This window comes from Rhodococcus sp. F64268 (assembly GCF_023015605.1).
Lineage (GTDB): Bacteria > Actinomycetota > Actinomycetes > Mycobacteriales > Mycobacteriaceae > Rhodococcus.
Genome location: NZ_JALKAI010000012.1, coordinates 42,852 through 65,946, shown reverse-complemented (window position 1 = coordinate 65,946; position 23,095 = coordinate 42,852). Strand labels below are relative to the sequence as shown.

Sequence of the window (23,095 nt, the reverse complement as noted above, 5' to 3'; positions counted from 1 at the left end):
CGCCTCACTCCCCGGCGACACCCCGCATCGCACGGCACGACCGGATATCCGACGCCAGAATCGCGCGGGCACCGATCTCCGCCAGCTGGTCCATCACCGCATTGTGGCCCTTGCGCGGCACCATCGCCCGCACCGCCACCGAATAATCATTCGCCAACGGGGAGATCGTCGGCGATTCCAGACCCGGAGTCACCTTCACCGCAGCATCGAGCAAGTGCTTCGGGCAGTCGTAGTCGATCATCACGTACTGCTGCGCGAACACCACACCCTCGAGCCGAGCAATCAACTGATTGCGGGCCCGATCAGTTCGATCCGCGCCCTCCCGCTCGATCAGCACACCCTCCGAATCGCACAGCGACTCCCCGAATGCCACCAAATCATGCTGCCGCAATGTACGACCCGACCCCACTACATCGGCAATCGCATCCGCGACACCGAGCTGAATCGAGATCTCCACCGCACCATCGAGCCGGATCACCGTCGCCTCGATCCCCCGCTCGGCCAGATCCTTACGCACCAGGTTCGCGTACGACGTCGCGATCCGCAGTCCCTGCAGATCCTCGACCTTCCACGCCCGATCCTTCGGCCCCGCATACCGGAACCGCGACCGCCCGAAACCCAACGACAACCGCTCGGTCACCGGCGCACCCGAATCCCCCGCCAGGTCCCGGCCGGTAATACCCAAATCCAGCTCACCCGACCCGACGTAGATCGCGATGTCCTTCGGACGCAAGAAGAAGAATTCGACCTCGTTGACCGGGTCGATCACGGTCAGATCCCGAGAATCGGAACGCCAGCGGTAACCGGCCTCCCGCAGAATCTCGGCCGCGGACTCGGACAACGAACCCTTGTTCGGAACTGCAACGCGCAGCATGGAAAGAATCCTTTCGGACAGAAGGGGGCAAGAAATCGATCAGGACAACACCCGAGGCACGGACAGCGCCACCACCGAAACGGCAGCCACCGCCCGTCACAGATGCTTGTAGACGTCCTCGAGCTTCAGGCCACGCCCCACCATCAACACCTGCGTCCAGTACAGCAGCTGCGAGATCTCCTCGGCGAGCTCCTCATCGGACTGGTACTCGGCGGCGATCCACACCTCGCCGGCTTCCTCGAGTACCTTCTTGCCCTGCGCATGGACACCGGCGTCCAAGGCAGCGACAGTGCCGGAACCCTCAGGACGGGTCGCAGCACGCTCGGTCAGCTCGGCGAACAGGGATTCGAAGGTCTTCACGGAAACCGATTGTTTCATGCCGCACTCCCGCACCCACAATCAGGACACCACTGCACTCACCACGACAAGTCGCGCGCACTGTCGAACCGACGCACCCGCCCACTCACCGGATCGGTGAACTCGAGCGTGCGCGCCAACAACTGCAACGGCTCGGTGAACTGCCCCGGCGCGCGGCGCACGAACACCGGATAGAAATTGTCCCCCTCGATCGGCACACCCAACGACATCAGATGCAACCGCAGTTGATGCGTGCGACCTGTCCGCGGGTACAACCGGTACCGAGCCCGCCCACCACGACGTTCCACCAGCTCGATCAACGTCTCCGAATTCGGCTCCCCCGGCACCTGCGCCGCCGTCAACTCACCGTGCCGCTTCACGATCCGCGTGCGGACCGTACGCGGAAACTCCAGTTCGGGCCGATACCCGGCAATCGCCTCGTACACCTTGCGCACCCGCTGCTGCTCGAACAGTCGCTGATACGGACGCCGCAATGCCGGATCACTCGTGCACAACAACACCCCGGCAGTCATCCGATCGAGCCGATGCACCGGCACCAGATCCGGCAGATCCAGATCCCGCCGCAACCGCACCGTCACCGTCTCCCGAATATGCGCACCCCGTGGGATCGTCGACAGGAAATGCGGCTTGTCGACCACCACCAGGCCCTCACCGCGATAGAGCACCTCCACCTCGAACGGCACCGGAGTCTCCGGCGGTGGCTCCCGATAGAAATACACGAACCGGCCCGGCTGGAACCGTGACAGCTCATCGACCGGCCGTCCATGCTCGTCGACAAGCTCCCCCGCGGCGACTCGGGCGTGCCAATCCTCCTCCGGATGCGCGTCGCGCAAGAACCCGAGCACCGTGCGCGCGGCACCCCCGAGCGGCATCCGAAGCCGATCGGGGCCCAACCCGTCGCGCACCGGCAACGGTGGACCGGCCATCTCAGGACCCGGTCTCGGCCGTTTCCGGAACACACTCCCCGCACACCAACGTCAACTCACGGCCATGGACATCCGGATGGTTGCGGTACCGTGACGTCGGCGTTCCACACAACGTGCAGCGACCCAGCGTGACAGCGTCCTCGGAGAACTCCACATTCATGCGACCGTCGAACACATACAGCGAGCCCTCCCACAACCCGGCGTCACCGAACGTCTCCCCGTACCTGACGATCCCACCGTCGAGTTGGTACACCTCTTCGAAACCACGATTGCGCATCAGCACCGACAACACCTCGCACCGCACCCCACCCGTGCAATACGTCACCACCGGCTTCGACTTGAGATGGTCGTACCGGCCGCTGTCCAACTCCGCAATGAACTCACGGGTGGTGTCCACCTCGGGCACCACCGCACCCCGAAACCGCCCGATCTGCGCCTCGAGTCTGTTACGGCCGTCGAAGAACACCACATCGTCGCGCTCGGACATCAACGCATGCACGGCGTGCGGCGACAGATGCGTCCCGCCGCCGACCACACCGGACTCGTCGACCTTGATCTCGTCCGGAGCCCCGAACGTGACGATCTCGGAACGCACCTTCACCGACAACCGTGGAAAATCGTCGCCCGTGCCCTCGGACCACTTGACATCGATATCGCGGAACGCCGGATAACTGCGCAACCCGCGCACATACTTCTTCACCGCCGCGATATCACCACCGACAGTGCCGTTGATGCCGTGTTCGGAGATCAATATCCGGCCCGTCAACCCGTTCGACGCCGCCAGGGTGTGCTGCCACAACCGGATCGCCTCAGGGTCGGGCAACGCCGTGAACTTGTAGAACAAGACGATCTTCGGGATCGCCACGATCACTGCCTTCCAGATGCGTGCAACGCGTGCAGATCAGCCACGGAAAGACCTTCCAACGTCGAACGGAATACCCGACGCGACGAGGCCGGTACCGAGGTCAACGACGGCACCACCAACACCGTGCATCCTGCCGCATCCGCAGCCGCCGCACCCGTCGGCGAATCCTCCACAGCCAGGCACTGCGCAGGATCGAGCCCGAACATCTCCGCTGCCCGCAGATACGGTGCAGGATCCGGCTTGCCCGCAGGCACCTCGTCGCCACACACCGTGTGATCGAAATGCTCCCGACCGAGGGTTTCGAGCGCGACATCGCACAACGCCCGACCCGTGTTGGTCACCAACGCCTGCCCCAGCCCCGACGCCCGCACCGAACCCAACGCCTCCAGCGCACCAGGCCGCCACGGCAACCCCTGCGCGAACAGACCGGACATGTACGCGTTGAGCCAATCCTCGGCTGCGGTCTGCTCGTCGGGAGTCGGCTCGAGCCCCAGACCGTCGAACGTGCGCCACACCGACAGATCAAGCGGACCGCCGATCGTCGAGATCCGCGTCGCCTCCGACATCGGGCCACCCAGATGCAGCGACAGCTCGCGCATCCCGATGTCCCACAACTGCTCCGATTCGAGCAGCGTGCCGTCCATATCCCACAGCACTGCCTGCAACCCGGCCGCGGACGGCGACGCGGCGGCCACCTCGCTGATCAACTCAGACATTGAAATACTTGGCCTCCGGGTGATGCAACACGAACGCATCGGTGGACTGCTCGGGATGCAACTGCAACTCCTCCGACAACTCCACCCCGATCCGCTCGGGCTCGAGCAACTCGACGAGTTTGATCCGATCCTCGAGATCCGGGCATGCCCCGTAACCGAACGCGAACCGGGCACCCCGATAGGCGAGCTTGAAGTACTCGGCCACCTCGTCCGGATCCTCATCGGCAGCGGTACCACCGCCGGAGAACGCAAGTTCCTGCCGGATCCGCCGATGCCAGTACTCCGCCAGAGCCTCGGTCAACTGCACACCGATGCCGTGCACCTCCAGATAGTCCCGATACGAATTCGACGCAAACAGCTCGTTCGCGAAATCCGCGATCGGCTGCCCCATCGTCACCAACTGGAACGGCCACACATCGACTTCACCCGAGGCGAGCGCATCCTCGCGCGAACGCACGAAATCCGCGATGCACAAAAACCTCGACCGCTGCTGACGCGGGAACGTGAACCGGTACCGCTCCGGCGCATCCGGGCGCGGCTCCGTCAGGATCACCACATCATCGCCCTCGGACACCGCGGGGAAATACCCGTACACCACCGCAGCATGCTGCAGGATGCCCTCCGTCGAGAGCCTGTCCAACCAAAACCGCAACCGCGGCCGGCCGTCCGACTCCACCAGTTCCTCATACGTCGGCCCGTCCCCGGCCCGCTGCCCACGCAGACCCCACTGCCCCAGGAACAGTGCTCGCTCGTCCACCAACGATGCATACTCGGCCAACGCGATGCCCTTGACCACTCGCGTACCCCAGAACGGCGGCGCAGGCACCGGCAGATCCGCCTGCACATCGCTGCGCTCGGGGATGACCGCCGGAGTCTCCGACGCCTTGCGCTTCTCCGCGATGCGCTTACTACGCTCGTGCCGCTCCTTGCGCTCAGCCGCCTTGCGCGCGGCCTCGAGCGCTTCCGGGCTGTTCGGATCCGGTCCTTCACCACGCTTGATCGCCATGACGCGATCCATCAACGACAACCCCTCGAACGCATCGCGCGCGTACGAGACCTCACCGGCGTACACGTCCGCGAGGTCGTTCTCCACATAACTACGCGTCAGAGCCGCACCACCGAGAAGTACCGGGAACTGCTCGGCAACACCCCGAGAGTTGAGTTCCTCCAGGTTCTCCTTCATCACCACCGTCGACTTCACCAGCAGACCGGACATTCCGATGACATCGGCACGCTTGTCGATCGCCGCGTCGAGGATCGTCGCGATCGGCTGCTTGATCCCGAGGTTGACCACCTCGTATCCGTTGTTCGACAGGATGATGTCGACGAGGTTCTTACCGATGTCGTGCACATCGCCCTTGACGGTCGCCAGCACGATCCGGCCCTTACCGTCGTCGCCCGTCGACTCCATGTGCGGCTCGAGATGTGCCACCGCGGCCTTCATCACCTCGGCGGACTGCAACACGAACGGCAGCTGCATCTGGCCCGACCCGAACAGTTCCCCGACCGTCTTCATCCCCGACAGCAGCGTGTCGTTGATGATGTCGAGCGGCGGTACCTCCTTCATCGCCTCGTCGAGATCGGCTTCGAGACCGTTGCGTTCACCGTCGACGATCCGCCGTTCCAGCCGCTCGAAGAGCGGCAATGCCGCAAGCTCCTGCGCGCGGGATTCCCGCGCTGACGCCGCCGAGACACCTTCGAACAATTCCATCAGCTTCTGCAAGGGGTCATAGCCCTCGCTGCGCCGGTCGTACACGAGGTCCAACGCGACCTGCCGGTGCTCCTCGGGGATCCGCGCCATCGGCAGGATCTTCGATGCGTGCACGATCGCCGTATCGAGACCGGCCTCCGTGCACTCGTTCAAGAACACCGAGTTGAGGACCTGCCGCGCCGCCGGATTCAAACCGAACGACACATTGGACACACCCAAGGTGAAGTGCACCCGCGGATGGAGACGATGCAGTTCGCGGATCGCCTCGATGGTCTCGATCGCGTCGCGTCGCACCTCCTCCTGGCCGGTGGAGATGGGGAACGTCAATGCATCGACGATGATGTCGTCCGGATCGAGCCCCCAATTCTGTGTCAGATCCGTGATCAGGCGCTCGGCGATCCGCACCTTGTGCTCCGCGGTGCGGGCCTGTCCTTCCTCGTCGATCGTCAGCGCCACCACTGCCGCGCCGTGCTCGACGACATGCGTCATGATCCGCTCGAACCGCGATCCGGGGCCGGTCCCGTCCTCGTAGTTGACCGAGTTCACCGCGCACCGGCCACCGAGATGCTCGAGACCGGCCCGGATCACCTCCGGTTCGGTCGAGTCGATCATGATCGGCAACGTCGACGACGTCGCGAACCGTGACGCCAACTCCGACATATCGATCGCCCCGTCGCGACCCACATAGTCGACGTTGAGGTCGAGCATGTGCGCCCCATCGCGGATCTGATCCTTTGCGATGTCGAGGCACTTCTCCCAGTCTGCGGAAAGCATCGCCTCACGGAAGGCCTTCGACCCGTTGGTGTTGGTGCGCTCACCGATCATCAGGATCGACGCGTCCTGCTCGAACGGCACCGCTGTGTACAGCGACGACACACCAGGCTCGTGCTCCGGTTCCCGCTTCGCCGGTCGAACTGCACGCACCGCCTCGGCGACCTGGCGAATGTGCTCCGGCGTAGTACCGCAGCACCCGCCGACCAGCGTCAGCCCGAACTCGGACACGAACCCGGCGAGCGCCTCTGCGAGTTCACCGGGCTGCAGCGGGTACTCCGCACCGTTCTTGCCGAGCACGGGCAACCCAGCATTCGGCATCACCGACACGGGCACCCGGGCATGTTGAGACAGATACCGCAGGTGCTCACTCATCTCGGCAGGACCGGTGGCGCAGTTGAGCCCGATCATGTCGATACCGAGCGGCTCGAGCGCTGTGAGCGCGGCTCCGATCTCGGAACCGAGCAGCATCGTCCCCGTGGTCTCGACCGTGACATGGGCAATGATCGGGATCCGACGGCCGGCCTGCTCCATCGCGCGGCGACTGCCGATGATCGCGGACTTCGCCTGCAACAAGTCCTGGCAGGTTTCCACGAGGATTGCGTCGGCACCACCGTCGAGCATTCCGAGCGCGGCTTCACTGTAGGCGTCGCGCAGTACAGCGAACGGCGCATGGCCGAGGGTGGGAAGTTTGGTGCCGGGCCCCATCGAACCGAGCACCATCCGAGGCACACCGTCGGCAGAGGGCCCCATCTCGTCCGCGACCTCACGCGCGAGCCGGGTACCGCGCTCGGCCAGGTCTCGAATGCGGTCGGAAATGTCGTAATCCGCGAGATTGGGCAGATTGCAGCCGAAGGTATTGGTGGAGACGATGTCAGCACCGGCTTCGAAGTACGCCCGGTGGATCCCCTTGATCACATCGGGACGAGTCTCGTTCAAGATCTCGTTGCACCCCTCCAGGCCGCGGAAGTCGTCGAGCGACAGATCCGCAGCCTGCAACATGGTGCCCATCGCCCCGTCTCCGATGACAACGCGCTGCTTCAACGCATCGAACAAGGCAGAGTTCAGTGGGGTGGACATGGCAACCAGAGTAGTGGGCGCACAAACTGCGCTCCGCCGTAGGCTGGACGGGTGAGTGCAAGTGAGTATCCTGAGACCCCGGAGCAGGCCGTTCCCGAATTCCGCAACCCGGTGCTCGTCGCCGCGTTCGAAGGATGGAACGACGCAGGCGATGCTGCGACCGGGGTTGTCGAGCATCTCGAACTGATCTGGGACGCCGAGCCGTTTGCCGAGCTGGACTCCGAGGAGTATTACGACTACCAGGTCAACCGCCCCCAGGTGCGTCTCGTCGACGGCGTGACCCGACAGATCGAATGGCCCGCAACCCGCCTGTCCGCGTGCTCCCCGCCGGGCAGCGACCGCGACGTCGTGTTGCTGCGCGGCATCGAACCGAACATGCGCTGGCGCAGTTTCTGCGACGCGATCCTCGAACTCGTCGACGACCTGGGAATCCACACGGTGGTGGTGCTGGGTGCGCTCCTCGCAGACACCCCGCACACCCGCCCGGTACCGGTGACCGGCACGGCCTACAGCGCAGACGCGGCCAAGCAGTTCAATCTCGAGAAGTCGCGGTACGAGGGACCGACAGGCATCAACGGAGTTCTGCAGGACGCCTGCGTTCGCGCAGGCATCCCGGCCGTGTCCTTCTGGGCTGCTGTCCCCCACTACGTGTCGAATCCGCCCAATCCCAAAGCCACGGTCGCATTGCTGCGACGTCTCGAGGACGTCCTCGACGTCGAGGTCCCGCTCGGTGAGCTCCCCTCGCTCGCCGAAGAGTGGGAAGAGACGGTCACATCGATGACCGAGGACGACGAGGACATCGCCGACTACGTCCGTAGCCTGGAGGAACGCGGTGACGCCGAGACCGACATCTCGGACGTGATTGCCAAGATCGACGGAGACGCCCTCGCGGCCGAATTCGAGCGATACCTCAAACGGAGAGGCCCCGGCGGGTTCGCTCAGTGAGCGGATATCGCGACTCGCTCCAGCGCGCAGCACTGTACGTCGGCGGATTTCTCGGTCCGTTCGGTGGGGGCCTCGTCGTGTCGATGCTGCCCGAAATCGGAGAAGACACCGGGGTGTCTGCCGGAGTTGCCGCGACGACGGTCACCGCATACCTGGGCGTGTTCGCCGTGTTCATGTTGTTCTCCGGAACCCTCGGCTCGCGCTGGGGCCGACTTCGGACTGTCCGCACGGCCTACGTCGTGTACGCGTCGGTCTCGATTGCTGCGGCGCTCGCGCCGACATTCTCGCTGTTGATCGGTGCTCGCATGCTGCAGGGCGCGGGAAATGCCTTCACCACACCCCTGCTGCTCGCTGCCCTGGCTGCGATCACTCCACGCAAGTCCCTCGGACGTGCGCTCGGTTTGTTCGGTGCGATGCAGGCGGCCGGACAGACGACAGCGCCGCTCATCGGCGGGCTCGCTGCGGAGGTGAACTGGCGGTGGGCGTTCGTCGTGCTCGCAGTCGCTGCGGTCGCCCTCGCTGTGATCGGTCTCCCCGACCGCATGGATGAGACCGAGGAAGGTCCGGCTCGGCTTCGCGATGCTCTGCGTCCACGAGTGCTGCGAACCGGAGTTGTCGCGCTCCTCGGATTCGGCGCACTCGGCGGACTGGGGTTTCTCCTGGCGTTCCGTGTCGAAGACGACTTCGGCCTCTCCCCTGCAGGTCGAGGTGCGCTACTGACAGTGTTCGGTCTGGCGGGGATCCTCACAGCTCGTCCTGTGGGAACACTCATCGACCGGATCGGCGCTTACCGCTCGGTGCTTATCGGTGCGGTCTCCGGCGCTGCCCTGCTTGTCGCGGCAGGGACGTTGGGAAGCATCGGCGTCATCGCGGCAGTGTGGTTCGCCGCCGGTATTGCCTCACAGTGCGTTCTGGTCGCCGCGAACGCTGCGGTCCTCGGCGACTCGGGAGGCAACCGCGGTGGCGCGGTTTCGGTGGTTCTGGCGTTTCGCTTCGGTGGCGCAGCCCTGGCACCCATTGCGCTGACCCCGCTGTACGCTACGCATCCCACAGCATCGTTCGTGGTTCCAGCGATGCTGCTCGCAGTGCTTGCGCCCCTGATGATGCCGGCCGACCCGGGGCCGGCCGAGGAACGCTGAGCGGCGGGGCCCCTTCTCTGTTGATGGTGAGATTTGTGCGCAAGGAGGATTATTTCTGTTTATTTAGGTTTTCCGTATAGTTCGGAATATGTTCTGCTGACGACAGTCTGATCTTTGTGATCGAGCGATGGTTCCGCTGCCGACCCCCGTCGCCCTCATGCTTTGTCTTCGCCTATCCCGGATCCGGGAAGGTCACGAAGGCTGCCGGGGTCCACTCCCCTGGGAACCCGGCAACCCCGGTGCCGCTACTGCCCCGTCGGCAGCGCGCGCAATGCCTTCACGGTCGCGTCGACAGCCCGCGCCGCCTCCGCCCCCTTGGTGACGAAGTGGCGCGTGAAATAGTCGACGTGCTCCGAGTGCTCGTGGAAATGGTGCGGGGTGAGCACGACCGAGAAGACCGGAACATCGGTGTCCAGTTGCACCCGCATCAGACCGTCGATCACGGCCGTCGCCACGAAATCGTGCCTGTAGATTCCGCCGTCGACGACCAGGCCGGCCGCCACGATCGCGTCGTACCGGCCGGAGCGTGCGAGACGCTGAGCATGCAGAGGGATCTCGAATGCACCCGGAACCTCGAAGAAATCCAGCGAGTCCTTCGCGTATCCCAGCTCGACGATCTCGTCGGTGAATCCGTCTCTTGCCTGGTCGACGATAGTGCGATGCCATGTGGCCTGGATGAATGCGATACGGCGCGCGGTGTCACTCATGTCGATGAAGTTAGCGCATGTGCCTACCCCATCCTGCGGCTTGTGCCGATGTGATGTGGGTGACAGCACCGTAGATTTCGTTTAACCAGGTATTCCGTCTCGCACAGACTGTTAGTGTGACGGATGTGACGCAACAGGACTCCCCCGATACGCCCGCAGGTGCCGGGCCCAAGCCGGAACGGCCGATCGATATCTACCGCCGCGCGTCGATCTGCCTCGAGGCGTGCTTGCCCCTGGGGTGGACACTGACCAGCGACCGGCCCCGCTCCCCCGACGCGCCTCAACGATTGGTCGTCACCTCCCCCGAAGGCGAATCGGTGTCGTTCGCGATCGTCGCCGCCCGAGGGGTACTCAGCGGCGACATCGCGCGCATCACCGCCGAACTCTCCGACTCCGACCGCGGCTTCGTGTGCGCGCACTACCTGTCCGATCCCGTGCGCCGCCAGCTCGATCAACACGGCATCTCCTACGCAGACGCCACCGGAAATCTCACTCTCGTGGCATCTCGGCCCGCTGTGTGGGTACGCAATCGCGGAGCCGACTCAGATCCGTGGAGGGGCCCGGGCCGGCCCTCGGGCGTGCTGACCGGAGAGCCGTCCGACCGGGTGGTTCGCGCCCTGGCGGACCACTCCGGCGAGATGACGGTGCCCGAACTCATCAAGCTCTCCGGCGCGTCCACCGGGGCCACCTACCGCGTGGTCGAGGTGCTTGTCGAGCGCGAGCTCATCCGGCGCATCCCCCGCGGCGGCATCACCGAAGTGCGATGGGAACAGATGCTGCGTGCCTGGGCGACAGATCGGAAGATGTGCGCAACCCGGCGCTTCGCCGCGCCGGACGGCCTCGAGATCGTCCGGAACCAACTCTCCGAGCGAATCGACGTCACCTACGCCCTCAGCGGTGTCGGCGCCACCGACTACGCCCAACCCGACGTGCTCGAGCTGTACGCAGATGATCCCGACGACTTCGCCGGCGCGTTGGGCTTACGTCCCGTGGACCGCGGTGGCGACGTGGTGATCGCGATTCCGTGGTCGTCTGTGGTGTTCGACCGCATGGATCGCTCGCGACCGCTGCGCGCAGTGGCGCCGTCGCACGTCTACGCAGACCTGCTGTCGGGACCGTTCCGCAACCTGGAAGCCGCCGAACACGTGCGTGCACACCTGACCTCGAACGAAGGGCATTGGCGTCGCCCCATTCACTGACCCGCTCGCCGGGGGCCTGTACGGTTCGAAGTGCCAGCACACGTACAACAGGAGGTTCGGCCGAGATGGAGTCCACGTCGGCGGTCGGGGACCTCCCCTCTGCCCTCGACCCTGCTGCGCTGGCAAGTCGATTGGGCGAACACAGGCCGGCGGTATTCCTCGACTACGACGGCGTGCTCACCCCCATCGTCGACAAGCCCGACGACGCAGTCCTGTCCGCCACGATGCGCACCACTGTCCGTGCACTGGCCGACCGCTGCCCCGTGTGCATCGTCACCGGTCGCGACCGCGCTGTCGTGCAGCAGTTGATGGGCATCGACGATCTCACTGTCGCGGGAAGTCACGGCTTCGACATCTGGAAGCCCGGCCAGGGCGTGATCTCCCCCGACTCCCTCGGCGACTTCACCGAACTCGTCGCCGACACCACCGCCACACTGCGCGAAGAACTCGCCGACACCGACGGGGTGACCCTCGAACCGAAACGGGCCTCGGTGGCCGTGCACTACCGGAACGCAGGAGCGCAGGCGCGTCAGCATACTCACGATGTCGTCCACGCGTTGCTCGACGAGTCGCCCGGTCGACTCGAGTTGATTCCCGGGAAAATGGTGTATGAGCTACGGCCGGCAGTCGACTGGAACAAGGGCAAGGCCGTCCTGCATCTGATCGACGTCCTCGGCCTCGGCTCCCCCGACATCGTCCCGATCTATCTCGGCGACGACATCACGGACGAGGACGCGTTCGCTGCGATACGCGGCACGGGAATCGGGATTCTCGTGGGCAGCCCCGACGACCCGGAAATGAAGAATCGGGTCACCACAGCGGAGTTCGGCCTCGCGTCGGTGGACGACGTGGCACGCTTCCTATCCGAGCTGGGTAGATGACGACCATGTAGCCGAACGGTTCGGCCGCCAGGAGGTACTCCGTGTACGACCCCGAGTTCAGCCTCGAGTACGACCGGTTCGATCCCGAGGCGGAGGGCCTGAGGGAATCGATGACCTCCACCGGCAACGGGTACTTCTGTTCCCGCGGCGCCGCCGAATGGGAGGACACGGGCGAGGTCCACTACCCCGGCACCTACGCGCATCGCTGCTACAACCGCGAGACCACCATCATGGGCGGAAGTCCCGTCCTCAACGAGGACCTGGTCAACCTTCCGAACTGGCTCGTTCTCAAACTGCGCATCGACGGCGAGGACGCGATCCGGTTGTCGACCGTCGAGGTGCTCGCCTACCGGCACGTGTACGACATCCGCACCGCGACGGTCATCCGAGAACTTCGCTTCCGGGACCGGAACGGCCGCGAGACGTCTTTGGCAAGTCGACGTTTCGTCAGCATGGCGCATTCGCATCAGGGCGCACTCGAGTGGACACTCACGCCCGAGAACTGGTCCGGCCGCGTCGAGATCGTCTCGGCGATCGACGGTCGTGTGTCGAATCGCGCGGTCGCGCGTTATCGCGATCTCGAGGGACGTCACCTCGATCCGGTCACCCCTCGCACCTTCGGTCCTGACACGATCGCATTGAAAGTTCAGATCCGGCAGTCGGACATCTACATCGCGCAGGCTGCGCGAACCCGGGTGTTCTCCGGTAACAACACCGAGCCCATCGATGTCGAGCGCGACCTGTATCAGATGGAGGACTACATCCAGCAGGTCCTGGCCTTCGAGGTCGCCGAGGGGAGCGCGGTCCGCGTGGAGAAGATCGTGTCGATGTTCACCTCACGTGACGATGCGATCACCGAGCCGCTCGCGTCCGCCGGCCGACATGTGTTGCGTTACTCCGATTTCGCCGCGGCCTGGGACGAGCACGCCGCAGCTTGGGAGGAGCTGTGGGACATCTGCGATATCCGGCTGCCCAGGGAGCCCCGCACACAGTTGCTGTTGCGCTTGCACGTCGCGCATGTCCTGCAGGTGTGTTCCCGTCACACTTCGCGTCTGGATGCGGGTGTCCCGGCACGTGGACTCAACGGTGAGGCCTATCGCGGGCATGTCTTCTGGGACGAGCTGTACGTGTATCCGTTTCTGGACCTGAGGATCCCGGAGGTCACCAAAGGGCTGATCATGTATCGGTACCGGCGGTTGTCCGAGGCCCAGGCCGCAGCGACCGAGGCCGGGTACCGGGGTGCGATGTACCCGTGGCAGAGCGGATCCGACGGAACAGAGGAAACCCAGCTCGTCCATCTCAATCCGCTGTCGGGGCTGTGGGATCCGGACCTGAGCCGTCATCAGCGACACGTGAGTGCGGCGATCTTCTACAACGTGTGGAGGTACTACCAGGCGACGGACGACTTCGAATTCCTCGCCGACCACGGCGCGGAGATGATGCTCGAGATCACGCGGTTCTGGGCATCGATAGCCGAGTACAACCCCGAGCGCGATCGCTACGAGATCCACGGGGTGATGGGGCCCGACGAGTTCCATGAGCGCTATCCCGACTCGGACGAGGCCGGGTTGCACAACAACGCATATACGAACGTGATGGTGGCGTGGATCGCCGGAAAGGCGATCGAGGTGCTCGAACTGCTGTCGACGAGCAGGCAGACGGCGCTGCGAGCAGCACTACGGGTGACCAACGAGGAATTGCAGCGTTGGTCGGAGATGAGCCGGAAGATGTTCGTGCCGTTCCATGACGGCGTGATCACTCAGTTCGAGGGATACGAGAAACTCGACGAGATCGATTGGGATCATTATCGCGCGGAGTATTCGAACATCCAGAGGATGGACCGGATCCTGCGTGCCGAGGGGCACGATCCCAATCGCTCCAAGGTGTCGAAACAGGCGGATGCGGTGATGCTGTTCTTCTTGTTCGACGACAACGAATTGCGGCCGATATTCGACCGGCTCGGCTACGAGTACGACCGTGATCTGGTGCGGCGCACAGTCGAATACTACGACGAACGCACCTCGCACGGTTCCACGCTCAGCTTCGTCGCGTACGCGGGTGTCTTGGCAGGGTTCGATCCCGAATCCTCATGGGAACGGTTCAAGGTGGCTCTCGAAAGCGATGTGAGCGACCTGCAGGGCGGTACCACCAAGGAGGGCATCCACTTGGGGGTGATGGCCGGAACGCTGGATCTGGTGCAACGCTATTTCGTCGGTGCCCGGATCTACGGCGGTGTGCTGGTGTTCCGACCGCGGTTGATTCCTCATCTCGATGGGGTGTCGTTCTCGATGCGGTATCGGGGCACTCCGCTGCGCGTGCAGATCTCCGGTGAGACGTTGTCGGTGTGTGCGCAAGTCGAAGGTTTCCGGGTGCCGGTGCGGGTGGCTGTGAACGGAGAGTCTTTGCAACTCGGCCCCGGAGAAACGCACGAGTTCCACATTCCACCGACTCCCCTGCCGACCGCACAGACATCCCGGCGAGACGAGGAGGCGCGCCCGTGACCGCTGACGTGTCGTCGCGTGCGCCCGGGTTCGCCGGGGTGATTTTCGATGTCGACGGGGTCCTTGTCGATTCACCGCACGAGCAGGCATGGCGGGAGTCGTTGGCCCAACTCATGACGGGGCCGTGGCGCGATCTGGCCGGGCGTACGACGTGGACTCCCGATGCGTTCACCTCGCGGGTGTACCGCGAGGTGTTGTCGGGAAAGCCCCGGCACGAGGGCGCGTTGGCGTGCCTCGAGTACTTCCTGGTCCCGGATGCCCGACGTCGAGAGCGCGAGTATTCCGAGCGTAAACAGACGATGCTGCTCGAGATGATCGAGGCGGGCCGTTTCGATGCGTACTCCGATGGGGTCCGGTTCGTGTTGGCGATGCGGTCTGCCGGTATCCCGGTGGCGGCCGCGTCGTCGTCGAAGAACGCACGTCGGTTCCTCCGCGCAATCCGATTGAGGGACTTCGGGGCGGGCGACGGGGTGTTGCTCGACGTGTTCGACGCCGACCTGTCGGGCCGCGATTTCGCGCAGGGTAAGCCGGACCCGGAGATCTTTCTCACCGCGGCATCCGAACTCGGAGTTTCGCCGGCGCGATGCGTGGTCGTCGAAGACGCTGTCAGTGGTGTGCAGGCCGCGAAGGCAGGCACGATGGTCGCGCTGGGTGTGGCGCGCGCGGGCGACGAGCACGAGTTGGCACAGGCCAGTGCGGATCTTGTCGTGACGTCGCTCGATGAGGTGGATCGTGAGGCATTCGTCGCCGGACGGTTGGTGCAGCGCGCACACTGACACGGTGGGGTCAGCGGTCGAGTCCGCGCCAGCGCCAGTCAGCGATCTCGGGCATGTCCTCGCCGTGCTTGCGGATGTACTGCTTGTGCCTGATCAGTGTGTTCTTCAGATGTTCGCGCGCGTAGGCGGCCGTCGGGAGGAGGCGTTCGACGCGATCGATGACGTCCAACGCCAGATCGAATCGGTCGATTCTGTTGAGCACACACATGTCGAACGGGGTTGTCGTGGTGCCCTCTTCGATGTATCCGCGCACATGGATGTTGTCGTGGTTGTGGCGGCGGTAGGTGAGCCGGTGGATGAGCCACGGGTATCCGTGGTACGCGAACACGATGGGTGTGTCGGTGGTGAACAGGGCGTCGAAATCGGCATCGGGTAGTCCGTGCGGGTGCTCTCGATCGTCCTGCAGACGCATCAGGTCTACGACGTTGACCACCCGGATCCGCAGGTCGGGGAACAGTTCGTGAAGGATCTCGACGGCGGCGAGAGTTTCCATGGTGGGGACGTCGCCTGCGCAGCCGAGTACGACGTCCGGATCTGCACCGCGGTCGGTACCCGCCCACTCCCAGATCCCGATTCCTTTGGTGCAGTGCACGATGGCATCGTCGATGGAGAGGTATTGCGGTTGTGGTTGTTTCCCGGCGACGACGACGTTGATGTACTGGCGGGTGCGCAGGCAGTGGTCGGTGACCGAGAGCAAAGTGTTGGCGTCGGGTGGGAGATAGACGCGGATCACGTCGGACTTCTTGTTGACGACGTGGTCGATGAATCCGGGGTCCTGGTGGGAGAACCCATTGTGGTCCTGCCGCCACACATGCGAGGTGAGAAGGTAGTTGAGGGACGGTATGGGACGACGCCAGTGGATCCGGTTGGTGGTACGAAGCCATTTGGCATGCTGGTTGACCATCGAGTCGACGATGTGCACGAACGCCTCGTAGCAGGAGAACACTCCGTGACGTCCGGTCAGCAGGTACCCCTCGAGCCAGCCCTGGCACGTGTGCTCCGAGAGGATCTCCATGACCCGGCCGTCGGGTGCGAGATGTTCGTCGGTCGGCAGGATCTCGGCGTTCCAGGCGCGGTCGGTGGCGTCGAGCACGTCGCCCAGCCGGTTGGAATTGTGTTCGTCGGGAGCGACCATGCGGAAGGTTGTCGGATTGTCGCGCATGACATCCCGGAGGAAGGTTCCCAGGATTCGTGTGGACTCGGCGAAATCGTATCCGGGGCGATCGACGGTGACCGCGTGGTCGCGGAAATCCGGCAGTGCGAGATCCCGGATCGCGGGACCGCCATTGGCGTGCGGATTGGCGCTCATGCGTCGAAACCCGACGGGGTTCAGGGCGCGAAGAGCCACCACGGGTGTCCCGTTGTCGTCGAACAGTTCATCCGGGCGGTAGCTGCGCAGCCACCGTTCGAGAATGTCACGGTGCTCGTCGTCGTCGCGGGCGTGCGCGAACGGCACCTGATGGGCCCGCCAGGTGCCTTCGATCGGGAGTCCGTCCACCTCGACCGGGCCGGTCCAGCCCTTCGGAGAACGCAGCACGATCATCGGCCAGGAAGGTCGATCACTGCTACCGGACAGCCGGGCTTCCTGCTGGATCTCGGTGATGCGGTCGAGGCTGCGGTCGAGCGCGTCGGCGAAGTGCCGGTGCATATATTCCGGGTCGTGTCCCGAGACGATGATCGGATCGTGCCCGTATCCCCGGAGCAGCGATTCGAGTTCGTCGCCGCCGATGCGGTCGAGCAGCGTGGGGTTGGCGATCTTGTATCCGTTGAGGTGCAGGATCGGGAGTACGGCGCCGTCGCGGCGAGGATCGACGAATTTGTTGGAATGCCAGCTCGCGGCGAGCGGGCCGGTCTCGGCTTCGCCGTCTCCGATCACTGCTGCGACCACGAGGTCTGGGTTGTCGAATGCGGCACCGTAGGCGTGGGAAAGCGCGTATCCGAGCTCTCCGCCCTCGTGGATGGACCCGGGGGTCTCCGGGGCGACGTGGCTGGGGATGCCGCCGGGAAACGAGAACTGGGTGAACAAGCGGCGCATGCCGGATTCGTCCTGGGAGACGTCGGGGTAGATCTCGCTGTATGTTCCTTCGAGCCACGCTGCCGCGACCGGTCCGGGCCCACCGTGGCCGGGCCCCATGACATACATCATGTCGAGGTCCCGGGCGAGGATCGCGCGGTTCAGATGCGCGTAGACGAAATTGAGCCCCGGTGTGGTGCCCCAGTGCCCGAGGAGGCGCGGTTTGATGTGCTCCGCGCGTAGCGGTTCGCGTAGCAGCGGGTTGTCCATGAGATAGATCTGCCCGACGGACAGGTAATTCGCGGCGCGCCACCACGCGTCGAGGTCGTGGACGTCGTCGTCCGACAACGTGGTGGGTTCGGTGGAGGTCGGGGGTTCAGCAGAATCGGGCATCTGGATCGGGTTCCTCGTCTCGACAGCGACCGATCGTGATCTTGTGGTGCACGATCGGCTCATGTCCGTAGCCTCTGCGTGCACGGTACCCACCGCACAGGCGTTGCAATCGTCGATCTCGAATTCGGTCGATCTCGAATTCGAGGGGGTGACCATGGTCGGAGCGGCTCAGAGCCCGAGGCGGGTGACTGCGTTGGCGACCAGGCCGGCGTGCTGTCTGCTGTAGAGCGCGACCATGCGCTCGTCGGCGTGCCCGGTCTGGGTCATGATCGTCTGGGTGGTGGCGCCGCCGCGGACGGCCTGGGTGACGAATCCGGCGCGCAGACTGTGCCCGCCGAGGGTCGCGACGAGTTCGTCACTGAATCCTGCACGGCGAGCACGTCGTTGGATCATCGAGTGTACCGATTGTCCGGAGAGCGCTGCGGCGCCGAGCGACCCGGTGCGGTGCACCGGACGGAACAGCGCGCGGTTGCCGACGGGTGTCGTTCCTGCGGCCAGGCCTCGACAGCAGTGTTGCACCGGGCCGTCGTCCCCGTGCTCGAGTAGCGCCGCGACGGCAGACCTGCCGCCGTCGTCCCAGGTGTCGAGGACTTCGCGCCAGCGCCGATACGCGCACACCGGGCACGTGTGCGGGTCCTGGCCGTGCGGGAGAGTGACCGTGCGCCCACGCGCCGCGCGATCGGTCTTGGACTGCCGGATTGTGACGTAGAGGCCGTCGGCTCGGTGTGGGACGACATCGGCGACGGTGAGGGCGGTCATCTCGGAGCGGCGCAGCGCCCCGGCGAGGCCCATGAGCAGTAGCGCGGCGTCGCGGCGCTCGGCGACGCGTTCGGCCCATCCGGCAGTCGCCGCGTCGATGCGCATGTGGGTGAGGATCGTGCGGATGTCGTCGGTGAGCAGCGGTGTACGGCGTGCAGGTGGGGTGGCGCGGTCGCGGCGGATGCCCCGGAGGAGTTCGCGGACCGATTCGTGCTGGCCCGGTTTCGGGTATCCGGCGAGAGAGTGCATTTTGTTGATGGTCGAGACCCACCGGGACAGCGTCGACGGTGCGTAGGCGTGGCGGCCGTCGGCGCGGACCTCCACCGATTTCTCGGTGACGAACCAGGAAATCTGCTCAGGTGTTGCAGGGAGCGGGGTGTGCCCGGTGGTGACGCACCAGCGGGTGTAGGTGTCCCAGTCCGTCAGTTGCGCCGCGCGGGTGTTGTCGGAGGCGGCTTTGTCCCGGAGCCGGCGCATCGCGTCGGTGATGGTGTCCGGTGGTTGCGGGGTGTGGTGCGCGAGGTCCGGTGGGGTGACGACCTCGGAACTGTGTTCGGTGCTCATGCTCGGTCAGGCCTCATTGACCTGTTGGACGCGTAGGTCCCGGGCGAGGTGGTCGCGTTGTTCGATGACGAGGCGTCGCAGAGCGCCAGGGGCGTCGGTGTTCGCTGCGAGCCACGTGTCGACCGGGTCGAGTGTGTCGGCTGCGGGGAACAGTCCGAGGACGATGCGGCGGGCGATCTCGATACTGCGTTCGGACCAGGTGTCTCGCAGGAGTGCGAAGTAGTCGCTGTCGTAGGGGCCGGTGAGGTCGCGGCGCTCACCGGCGCGGAACCCGCTGATGGTGGCGTCGAGGTGGTCGTTGGTGAGGGTGTGGTCGGCGCAGATCGCCGCCCACGCGTGGGCTTTGACCTCTGCGCGAGGGCGGGCGTTCATGGCCCGCAGGTGCGCGGTGCGGCCCGTGGCGGTGGAGTCACGGGACAGTTCGTCGTCGAGATCGGGCTTGTCGGCGTATCCGGTGGCGGTCAGCGCCGTCCACCACGCCCACCGCAGGTCTGCATCGAGTGCGAGGCCCGCCGGTGCGGGAGTGGTCCCGTCGAGTATCGCTCTGAGGTCGGTGGCGCGGTGGGTGTCCAGGGCGGCGGCAGCACCGACTGCGCGTGCGAAGGCGAGTTGGGCTCCGCTGCCGGGTTCGGCACTGCCGAGTCCGTGCCACACTGCGTCGAGCCACGCTGCGCGGGTCTGGGGACGGGCCCCGGCGGGAAGATAATGCTCGATCGCGGCGGGTGCGTTGGCGAGGACCGCGGTGAGAAGCGAGAGGTTCGATTCGTTCGTCGAGAATCGTGTCGCCATGGCGATGTAGCGGGTGGCGGCGAGTTCGCCGTCGCGGGTGGCGTTCCACAGCGCCGACCAGATCAGGCCGCGTGCGAGGGGGTCGCGGACGCGGTCGAGTGAAGATTCGACGGTGGCGAGAGAGCGTTCGTCCAGGCGGATCTTGGCGTAGGTGAGATCGTCGTCGTTGAGCAGGATCAGGGGTGCGTCGGGGAGTTCGATGCGAGTGTGGGTGTCGACGGCGTCGATCTCGACGCGGTAGGTGCGGACGAGGTCGCGTGCGGGGTTGTGGTCGTAGCAGGCGACGGCGATCCGGTGGGGGCGCGGGTCGGTCTGCACGATGTCGTGATGACCGTTGCCGGTGTGTTCGAGGGTCAGCGTCGAGACTCCGGAGGTCTGCAGCCAGGCGCGAGCCCATTCGGTGAGGTCGCGACCGGAGGTGCTGGACAGTTCGGCGAGGAGGTCGTCGAGCGTGGTGTTGCCGTACGCGTGGGCGTGGAAGTAGCGGCGGGCGCCGTCGAAGAAGGCGTCGCGGCCGACATAGGCGACGAGTTGTTTGAGGACGCTGGCGCCTTTGGCGTAGGTGATGCCGTCGAAGTTGAGTTTGGCGGCTTCGAGGTCGACGATGTCGGCGACGATCGGGTGGGTGGTGGGGAGTTGGTCCTGCAGGTAGGCCCATGCCTTGCGGCGGTTGGCGAAGGCAACCCAGGCATCGGTGTATTTCGTTGCTTCGGCGCTGACGAGGGCACCCATGTAGTCCGCGAAGCTCTCCTTGAGCCACAGATCGTCCCACCATCTCATGGTGACGAGGTCGCCGAACCACATGTGTGCCATCTCGTGCAGGATCGTGTTGGCGCGGGCCTGGTACTGGGCTTCGGTGGCGGCGCCGCGGAAGACGTAGGCCTCGGTGAAAGTGACGCAGCCGGGGTTCTCCATGGCTCCGAGGTTGTATTCGGGAACGAACACCTGGTCGTACTTGCCGAATGGGTACGGGTAGTCGAAGTGTTCGGCATAGAAGTCGAGGCCCTCGGTGGTGACCTGGAGGATCTCGTCGGCGTCGAGGTGTTCTGCGAGCGAGGCGCGGCACAGCACCCGCAGCGGCACGGTGAGTTCTCCTCTGCTCCAGGTCGAGTCGACGCGGTGGTACGGCCCGGCAACGATGGCCGTGATGTAGGTGGAGATGGGCAGGGTCGGGGCGAACGTCACGGTCTGGTTGTCGCCGCCCCGCTGGCGGTGATCGACGGCCTGGTTCGAGATGACCTGCCAGTGTGCGGGCGCGGTGACCACGAACGTGTAGGCGCCTTTGAGGTCGGGTTGCTCGAAGCAGGCGAATACGCGGCGTGCGTCGGCCGGTTCGTATTGGGTGTAGAGGTAGGTTTCGCCGTCGACGGGGTCGAGGAAGCGGTGCAGCCCTTCCCCCGATCTGCTGTAGCGGCCCGTGGCGACGATGGTGACGACGTTGATTTCGCGGAGTCCGCTGATGGTGATTCGTGCGCCGTCGTAGACGACGGGGATCAGGTCGCCGTTGACCGTCACTGATTCGACGGAGTCACCGAGGAAATCGAGCCAGGATTCCGGGGTGGAGGCGGTGAACTCGACGGTCGTCACGGTCGGGAATCCGGTGCGGTCCGGGTCGACGGCGCCGCGGAGGTCGAGTTCGACGTGGTAGGAGTGCACGTCGAGAGCGCGGGCGCGCGCGGCAGTTTCGGCTCGGGACAGGTTCGCGGAACTCACGGCTTCGATCCTGCCATTGCTGCGACGGTTTCTGGCCCGCTCCGGTGGCGTGCGTGTGTCGGCGGGTGCGCTTGCGCCTATCGGCGGGTCAGGGTCGTCCACTCGGGGTGGAGTTCCCCGAGGAGCAGATCCTGCTCGTCAGCAAGCGGTTCGCGCAGCGGCAGTGGCACGAATCGGCAGGCGAACTGCAGCCCGGTATCGGTGCCGTCACCGCGGACGGTGTGAAGCCAGGCGTCTGCGGTGTCCGCGGGTACGCGGACGTGGAGGACGTATGTGTGGCGTGGTTGCCCGGTGATCGGGTGCGGTCGGTGATCGATGCCGACCGTCCCGACCACGGAGCAGGTGTCGAGTCCGGTTTCTTCGGTGACCTCACGGAGCGCGGCTTCGTGTGGGTCCTCCCCCGGTTCGAGCCCCCCGGCCGGGATCTGGGTGCCCGCGTCGGGAATACCGACGTGGTCGAACACGAGTAATTCGGGGCCGATGCGGTGGCGGATCACGTAGGCGGCGACGCGTCTCCGGGGTGTGGACATCGACTCAGTATCACATCGACTCAGTATGCAGGTGTGCACCGCCGACCTCCCCGAAGCGAACGTCTTCGCGCGCGACTGTGCGTCCCGGCCCGTGCTTCAGAACATCACCGGACGCTGGGGGCCCTGGTGCTCGCAGCACTGTCCGAAAAGACCCATCGCTTCTCCGACCTGCGCCGCCATGTCGACGGGATCAACGAACGGATGCTCTCTCAGACCCTGCAGAACCTCGAGCGCGACGGCCTCGTGCATCGAGAGGTCCTCACTACCATCCCCCCACATGTCGAGTACTCACTCACCGAACTGGGACACCGGATCGTCACTCCGCTGCTCACACTCCTGTTCCTCGTGGAGGACAGCGTGCCCGAGATCATCGCGGCGCAGATCGAGCACGATCGCACCCACTGAGCGTTCACACCTCGGCCGACCGCGCATCTCCCCCACGCCGCTACAGTCTGGAGGTGACATCGATCCGCTACGGCATCCTCCTGTTCGACGACGTCGAGGTTCTCGATGCGTTCGGCCCGTTCGAGGTGTTCTCCGTCGCCGCACGCCTGAGCCCCGCCGACGTCGCCGGAGCCGTCCTCGTGTCCGCCGAACCCGAGCGACCGACGGTCAGAGCCCGTGGAGGTCTACGGGTGCAAACGGACGTGTCCATTGCCGACGCTCCACCCTTCGATGTACTCGTCGTTCCTGGCGGTGTCACCGATCAGGTCGAGCAGGACGAGGCCGTCATGTCATGGATCGCGGCGCGATCCTCCACACCCGTAGTCGCATCCGTGTGCACGGGCGACTGGCAGAAGGTTCACACCGTGGAATGAGCCTCCCTGCCGGACACGAGCATCTGCGCCCGTGCCGTGTCATGCC

18 protein-coding genes and 1 pseudogene are annotated in these 23,095 nt (G+C 65.1%); 8 read left to right on the top strand and 11 right to left on the bottom strand.

Annotation, left to right across the window (positions count from 1 at the left end; translation table 11 throughout):
* Positions 1 to 4 precede the first annotated feature (4 nt).
* From hisG to metH, 6 genes are all read right to left on the bottom strand, one after another.
* A complete protein-coding gene (gene hisG, locus MWU77_RS21895; protein WP_169690242.1) occupies positions 5 to 874 on the bottom strand; it encodes an ATP phosphoribosyltransferase in 870 nt (289 codons plus the stop codon).
* A gap of 96 nt (positions 875 to 970) precedes the next feature.
* On the bottom strand, positions 971 to 1,252 hold the full coding sequence (locus MWU77_RS21890; RefSeq protein ID WP_199233311.1) for a phosphoribosyl-ATP diphosphatase: 282 nt from the start codon (positions 1,250 to 1,252) through the stop codon (positions 971 to 973).
* A gap of 38 nt (positions 1,253 to 1,290) precedes the next feature.
* Positions 1,291 to 2,178, bottom strand: coding sequence for a pseudouridine synthase (locus tag MWU77_RS21885; protein WP_247274764.1), 888 nt, complete (start codon positions 2,176 to 2,178; stop codon positions 1,291 to 1,293).
* 1 nt (position 2,179) lies between these two features.
* Positions 2,180 to 3,043: a rhodanese-related sulfurtransferase gene (locus tag MWU77_RS21880; RefSeq protein WP_247274763.1), complete on the bottom strand. Its 864-nt coding sequence runs from the start codon at positions 3,041 to 3,043 to the stop codon at positions 2,180 to 2,182.
* Positions 3,044 to 3,045: 2 nt separating this feature from the next.
* Positions 3,046 to 3,759: an HAD family phosphatase gene (locus tag MWU77_RS21875; RefSeq protein WP_247274762.1), complete on the bottom strand. Its 714-nt coding sequence runs from the start codon at positions 3,757 to 3,759 to the stop codon at positions 3,046 to 3,048.
* Complete coding sequence (gene metH / locus MWU77_RS21870) at positions 3,752 to 7,321, bottom strand: methionine synthase (RefSeq protein WP_247274761.1); 3,570 nt, start codon at positions 7,319 to 7,321, stop codon at positions 3,752 to 3,754. Before metH ends, MWU77_RS21875 begins: the two co-directional genes overlap by 8 nt.
* Positions 7,322 to 7,372: 51 nt before the next feature.
* Between metH and MWU77_RS21865 the strand changes: the two genes are divergently transcribed.
* A complete protein-coding gene (locus MWU77_RS21865) occupies positions 7,373 to 8,266 on the top strand; it encodes a PAC2 family protein (RefSeq protein WP_169690247.1) in 894 nt (297 codons plus the stop codon).
* Positions 8,263 to 9,405, top strand: coding sequence for an MFS transporter (locus MWU77_RS21860; RefSeq protein WP_169690248.1), 1,143 nt, complete (start codon positions 8,263 to 8,265; stop codon positions 9,403 to 9,405). Before MWU77_RS21865 ends, MWU77_RS21860 begins: the two co-directional genes overlap by 4 nt.
* 245 nt (positions 9,406 to 9,650) lie before the next feature.
* Here MWU77_RS21860 and MWU77_RS21855 read toward each other — a convergent pair whose 3' ends face one another.
* Positions 9,651 to 10,112: a 6,7-dimethyl-8-ribityllumazine synthase gene (locus tag MWU77_RS21855; RefSeq protein WP_169690249.1), complete on the bottom strand. Its 462-nt coding sequence runs from the start codon at positions 10,110 to 10,112 to the stop codon at positions 9,651 to 9,653.
* Positions 10,113 to 10,237: 125 nt separating this feature from the next.
* Here MWU77_RS21855 and MWU77_RS21850 point away from each other — a divergent pair, with 125 nt between their 5' ends.
* The 4 genes from MWU77_RS21850 to MWU77_RS21835 all read left to right on the top strand — a co-directional run bounded on the left by MWU77_RS21850 (position 10,238) and on the right by MWU77_RS21835 (position 15,469).
* Complete coding sequence (locus MWU77_RS21850; RefSeq protein ID WP_169690300.1) at positions 10,238 to 11,311, top strand: helix-turn-helix domain-containing protein; 1,074 nt, start codon at positions 10,238 to 10,240, stop codon at positions 11,309 to 11,311.
* Between the two features lie 65 nt (positions 11,312 to 11,376).
* A complete protein-coding gene (otsB, locus tag MWU77_RS21845) occupies positions 11,377 to 12,192 on the top strand; it encodes a trehalose-phosphatase (protein ID WP_169690250.1) in 816 nt (271 codons plus the stop codon).
* A 41-nt stretch (positions 12,193 to 12,233) separates the two neighbouring features.
* Positions 12,234 to 14,693: a glycoside hydrolase family 65 protein gene (locus tag MWU77_RS21840; RefSeq protein ID WP_247274760.1), complete on the top strand. Its 2,460-nt coding sequence runs from the start codon at positions 12,234 to 12,236 to the stop codon at positions 14,691 to 14,693.
* Positions 14,690 to 15,469 (top strand): HAD family phosphatase, encoded by a 780-nt coding sequence (locus MWU77_RS21835; RefSeq protein ID WP_247274759.1) that lies wholly within the window; start codon positions 14,690 to 14,692, stop codon positions 15,467 to 15,469. The genes MWU77_RS21840 and MWU77_RS21835 overlap by 4 nt, the downstream gene beginning before the upstream one ends.
* A 10-nt stretch (positions 15,470 to 15,479) precedes the next feature.
* On the opposite strand, the gene MWU77_RS21830 is transcribed toward MWU77_RS21835, so the two are convergent.
* From MWU77_RS21830 to MWU77_RS21815, 4 genes are all read right to left on the bottom strand, one after another.
* Positions 15,480 to 17,876, bottom strand: a complete 2,397-nt coding sequence (locus tag MWU77_RS21830; RefSeq protein ID WP_169690252.1) for a phosphoketolase — start codon at positions 17,874 to 17,876, stop codon at positions 15,480 to 15,482.
* 168 nt (positions 17,877 to 18,044) lie between these two features.
* Positions 18,045 to 19,199: a tyrosine-type recombinase/integrase gene (locus tag MWU77_RS21825; protein ID WP_169690253.1), complete on the bottom strand. Its 1,155-nt coding sequence runs from the start codon at positions 19,197 to 19,199 to the stop codon at positions 18,045 to 18,047.
* A 6-nt stretch (positions 19,200 to 19,205) separates the two neighbouring features.
* Positions 19,206 to 21,701, bottom strand: coding sequence for an aminopeptidase N (pepN, locus tag MWU77_RS21820; protein WP_247274758.1), 2,496 nt, complete (start codon positions 21,699 to 21,701; stop codon positions 19,206 to 19,208).
* Positions 21,702 to 21,778: 77 nt separating this feature from the next.
* The gene (locus tag MWU77_RS21815; RefSeq protein ID WP_247274757.1) at positions 21,779 to 22,231 is read right to left on the bottom strand and encodes an NUDIX domain-containing protein; all 453 of its coding nucleotides are present in this window, start codon (positions 22,229 to 22,231) and stop codon (positions 21,779 to 21,781) included.
* A 25-nt stretch (positions 22,232 to 22,256) separates the two neighbouring features.
* Between MWU77_RS21815 and MWU77_RS21810 the strand changes: the two are divergent.
* Positions 22,257 to 22,636: pseudogene (locus tag MWU77_RS21810) on the top strand (winged helix-turn-helix transcriptional regulator).
* Positions 22,637 to 22,689: 53 nt separating this feature from the next.
* Positions 22,690 to 23,049 carry a DJ-1/PfpI family protein gene (locus MWU77_RS21805; protein WP_247274756.1) on the top strand — a complete coding sequence of 120 codons (360 nt, stop codon included), beginning with the start codon at positions 22,690 to 22,692 and terminating at the stop codon, positions 23,047 to 23,049.
* The last annotated feature ends 46 nt before the right edge of the window (positions 23,050 to 23,095 follow it).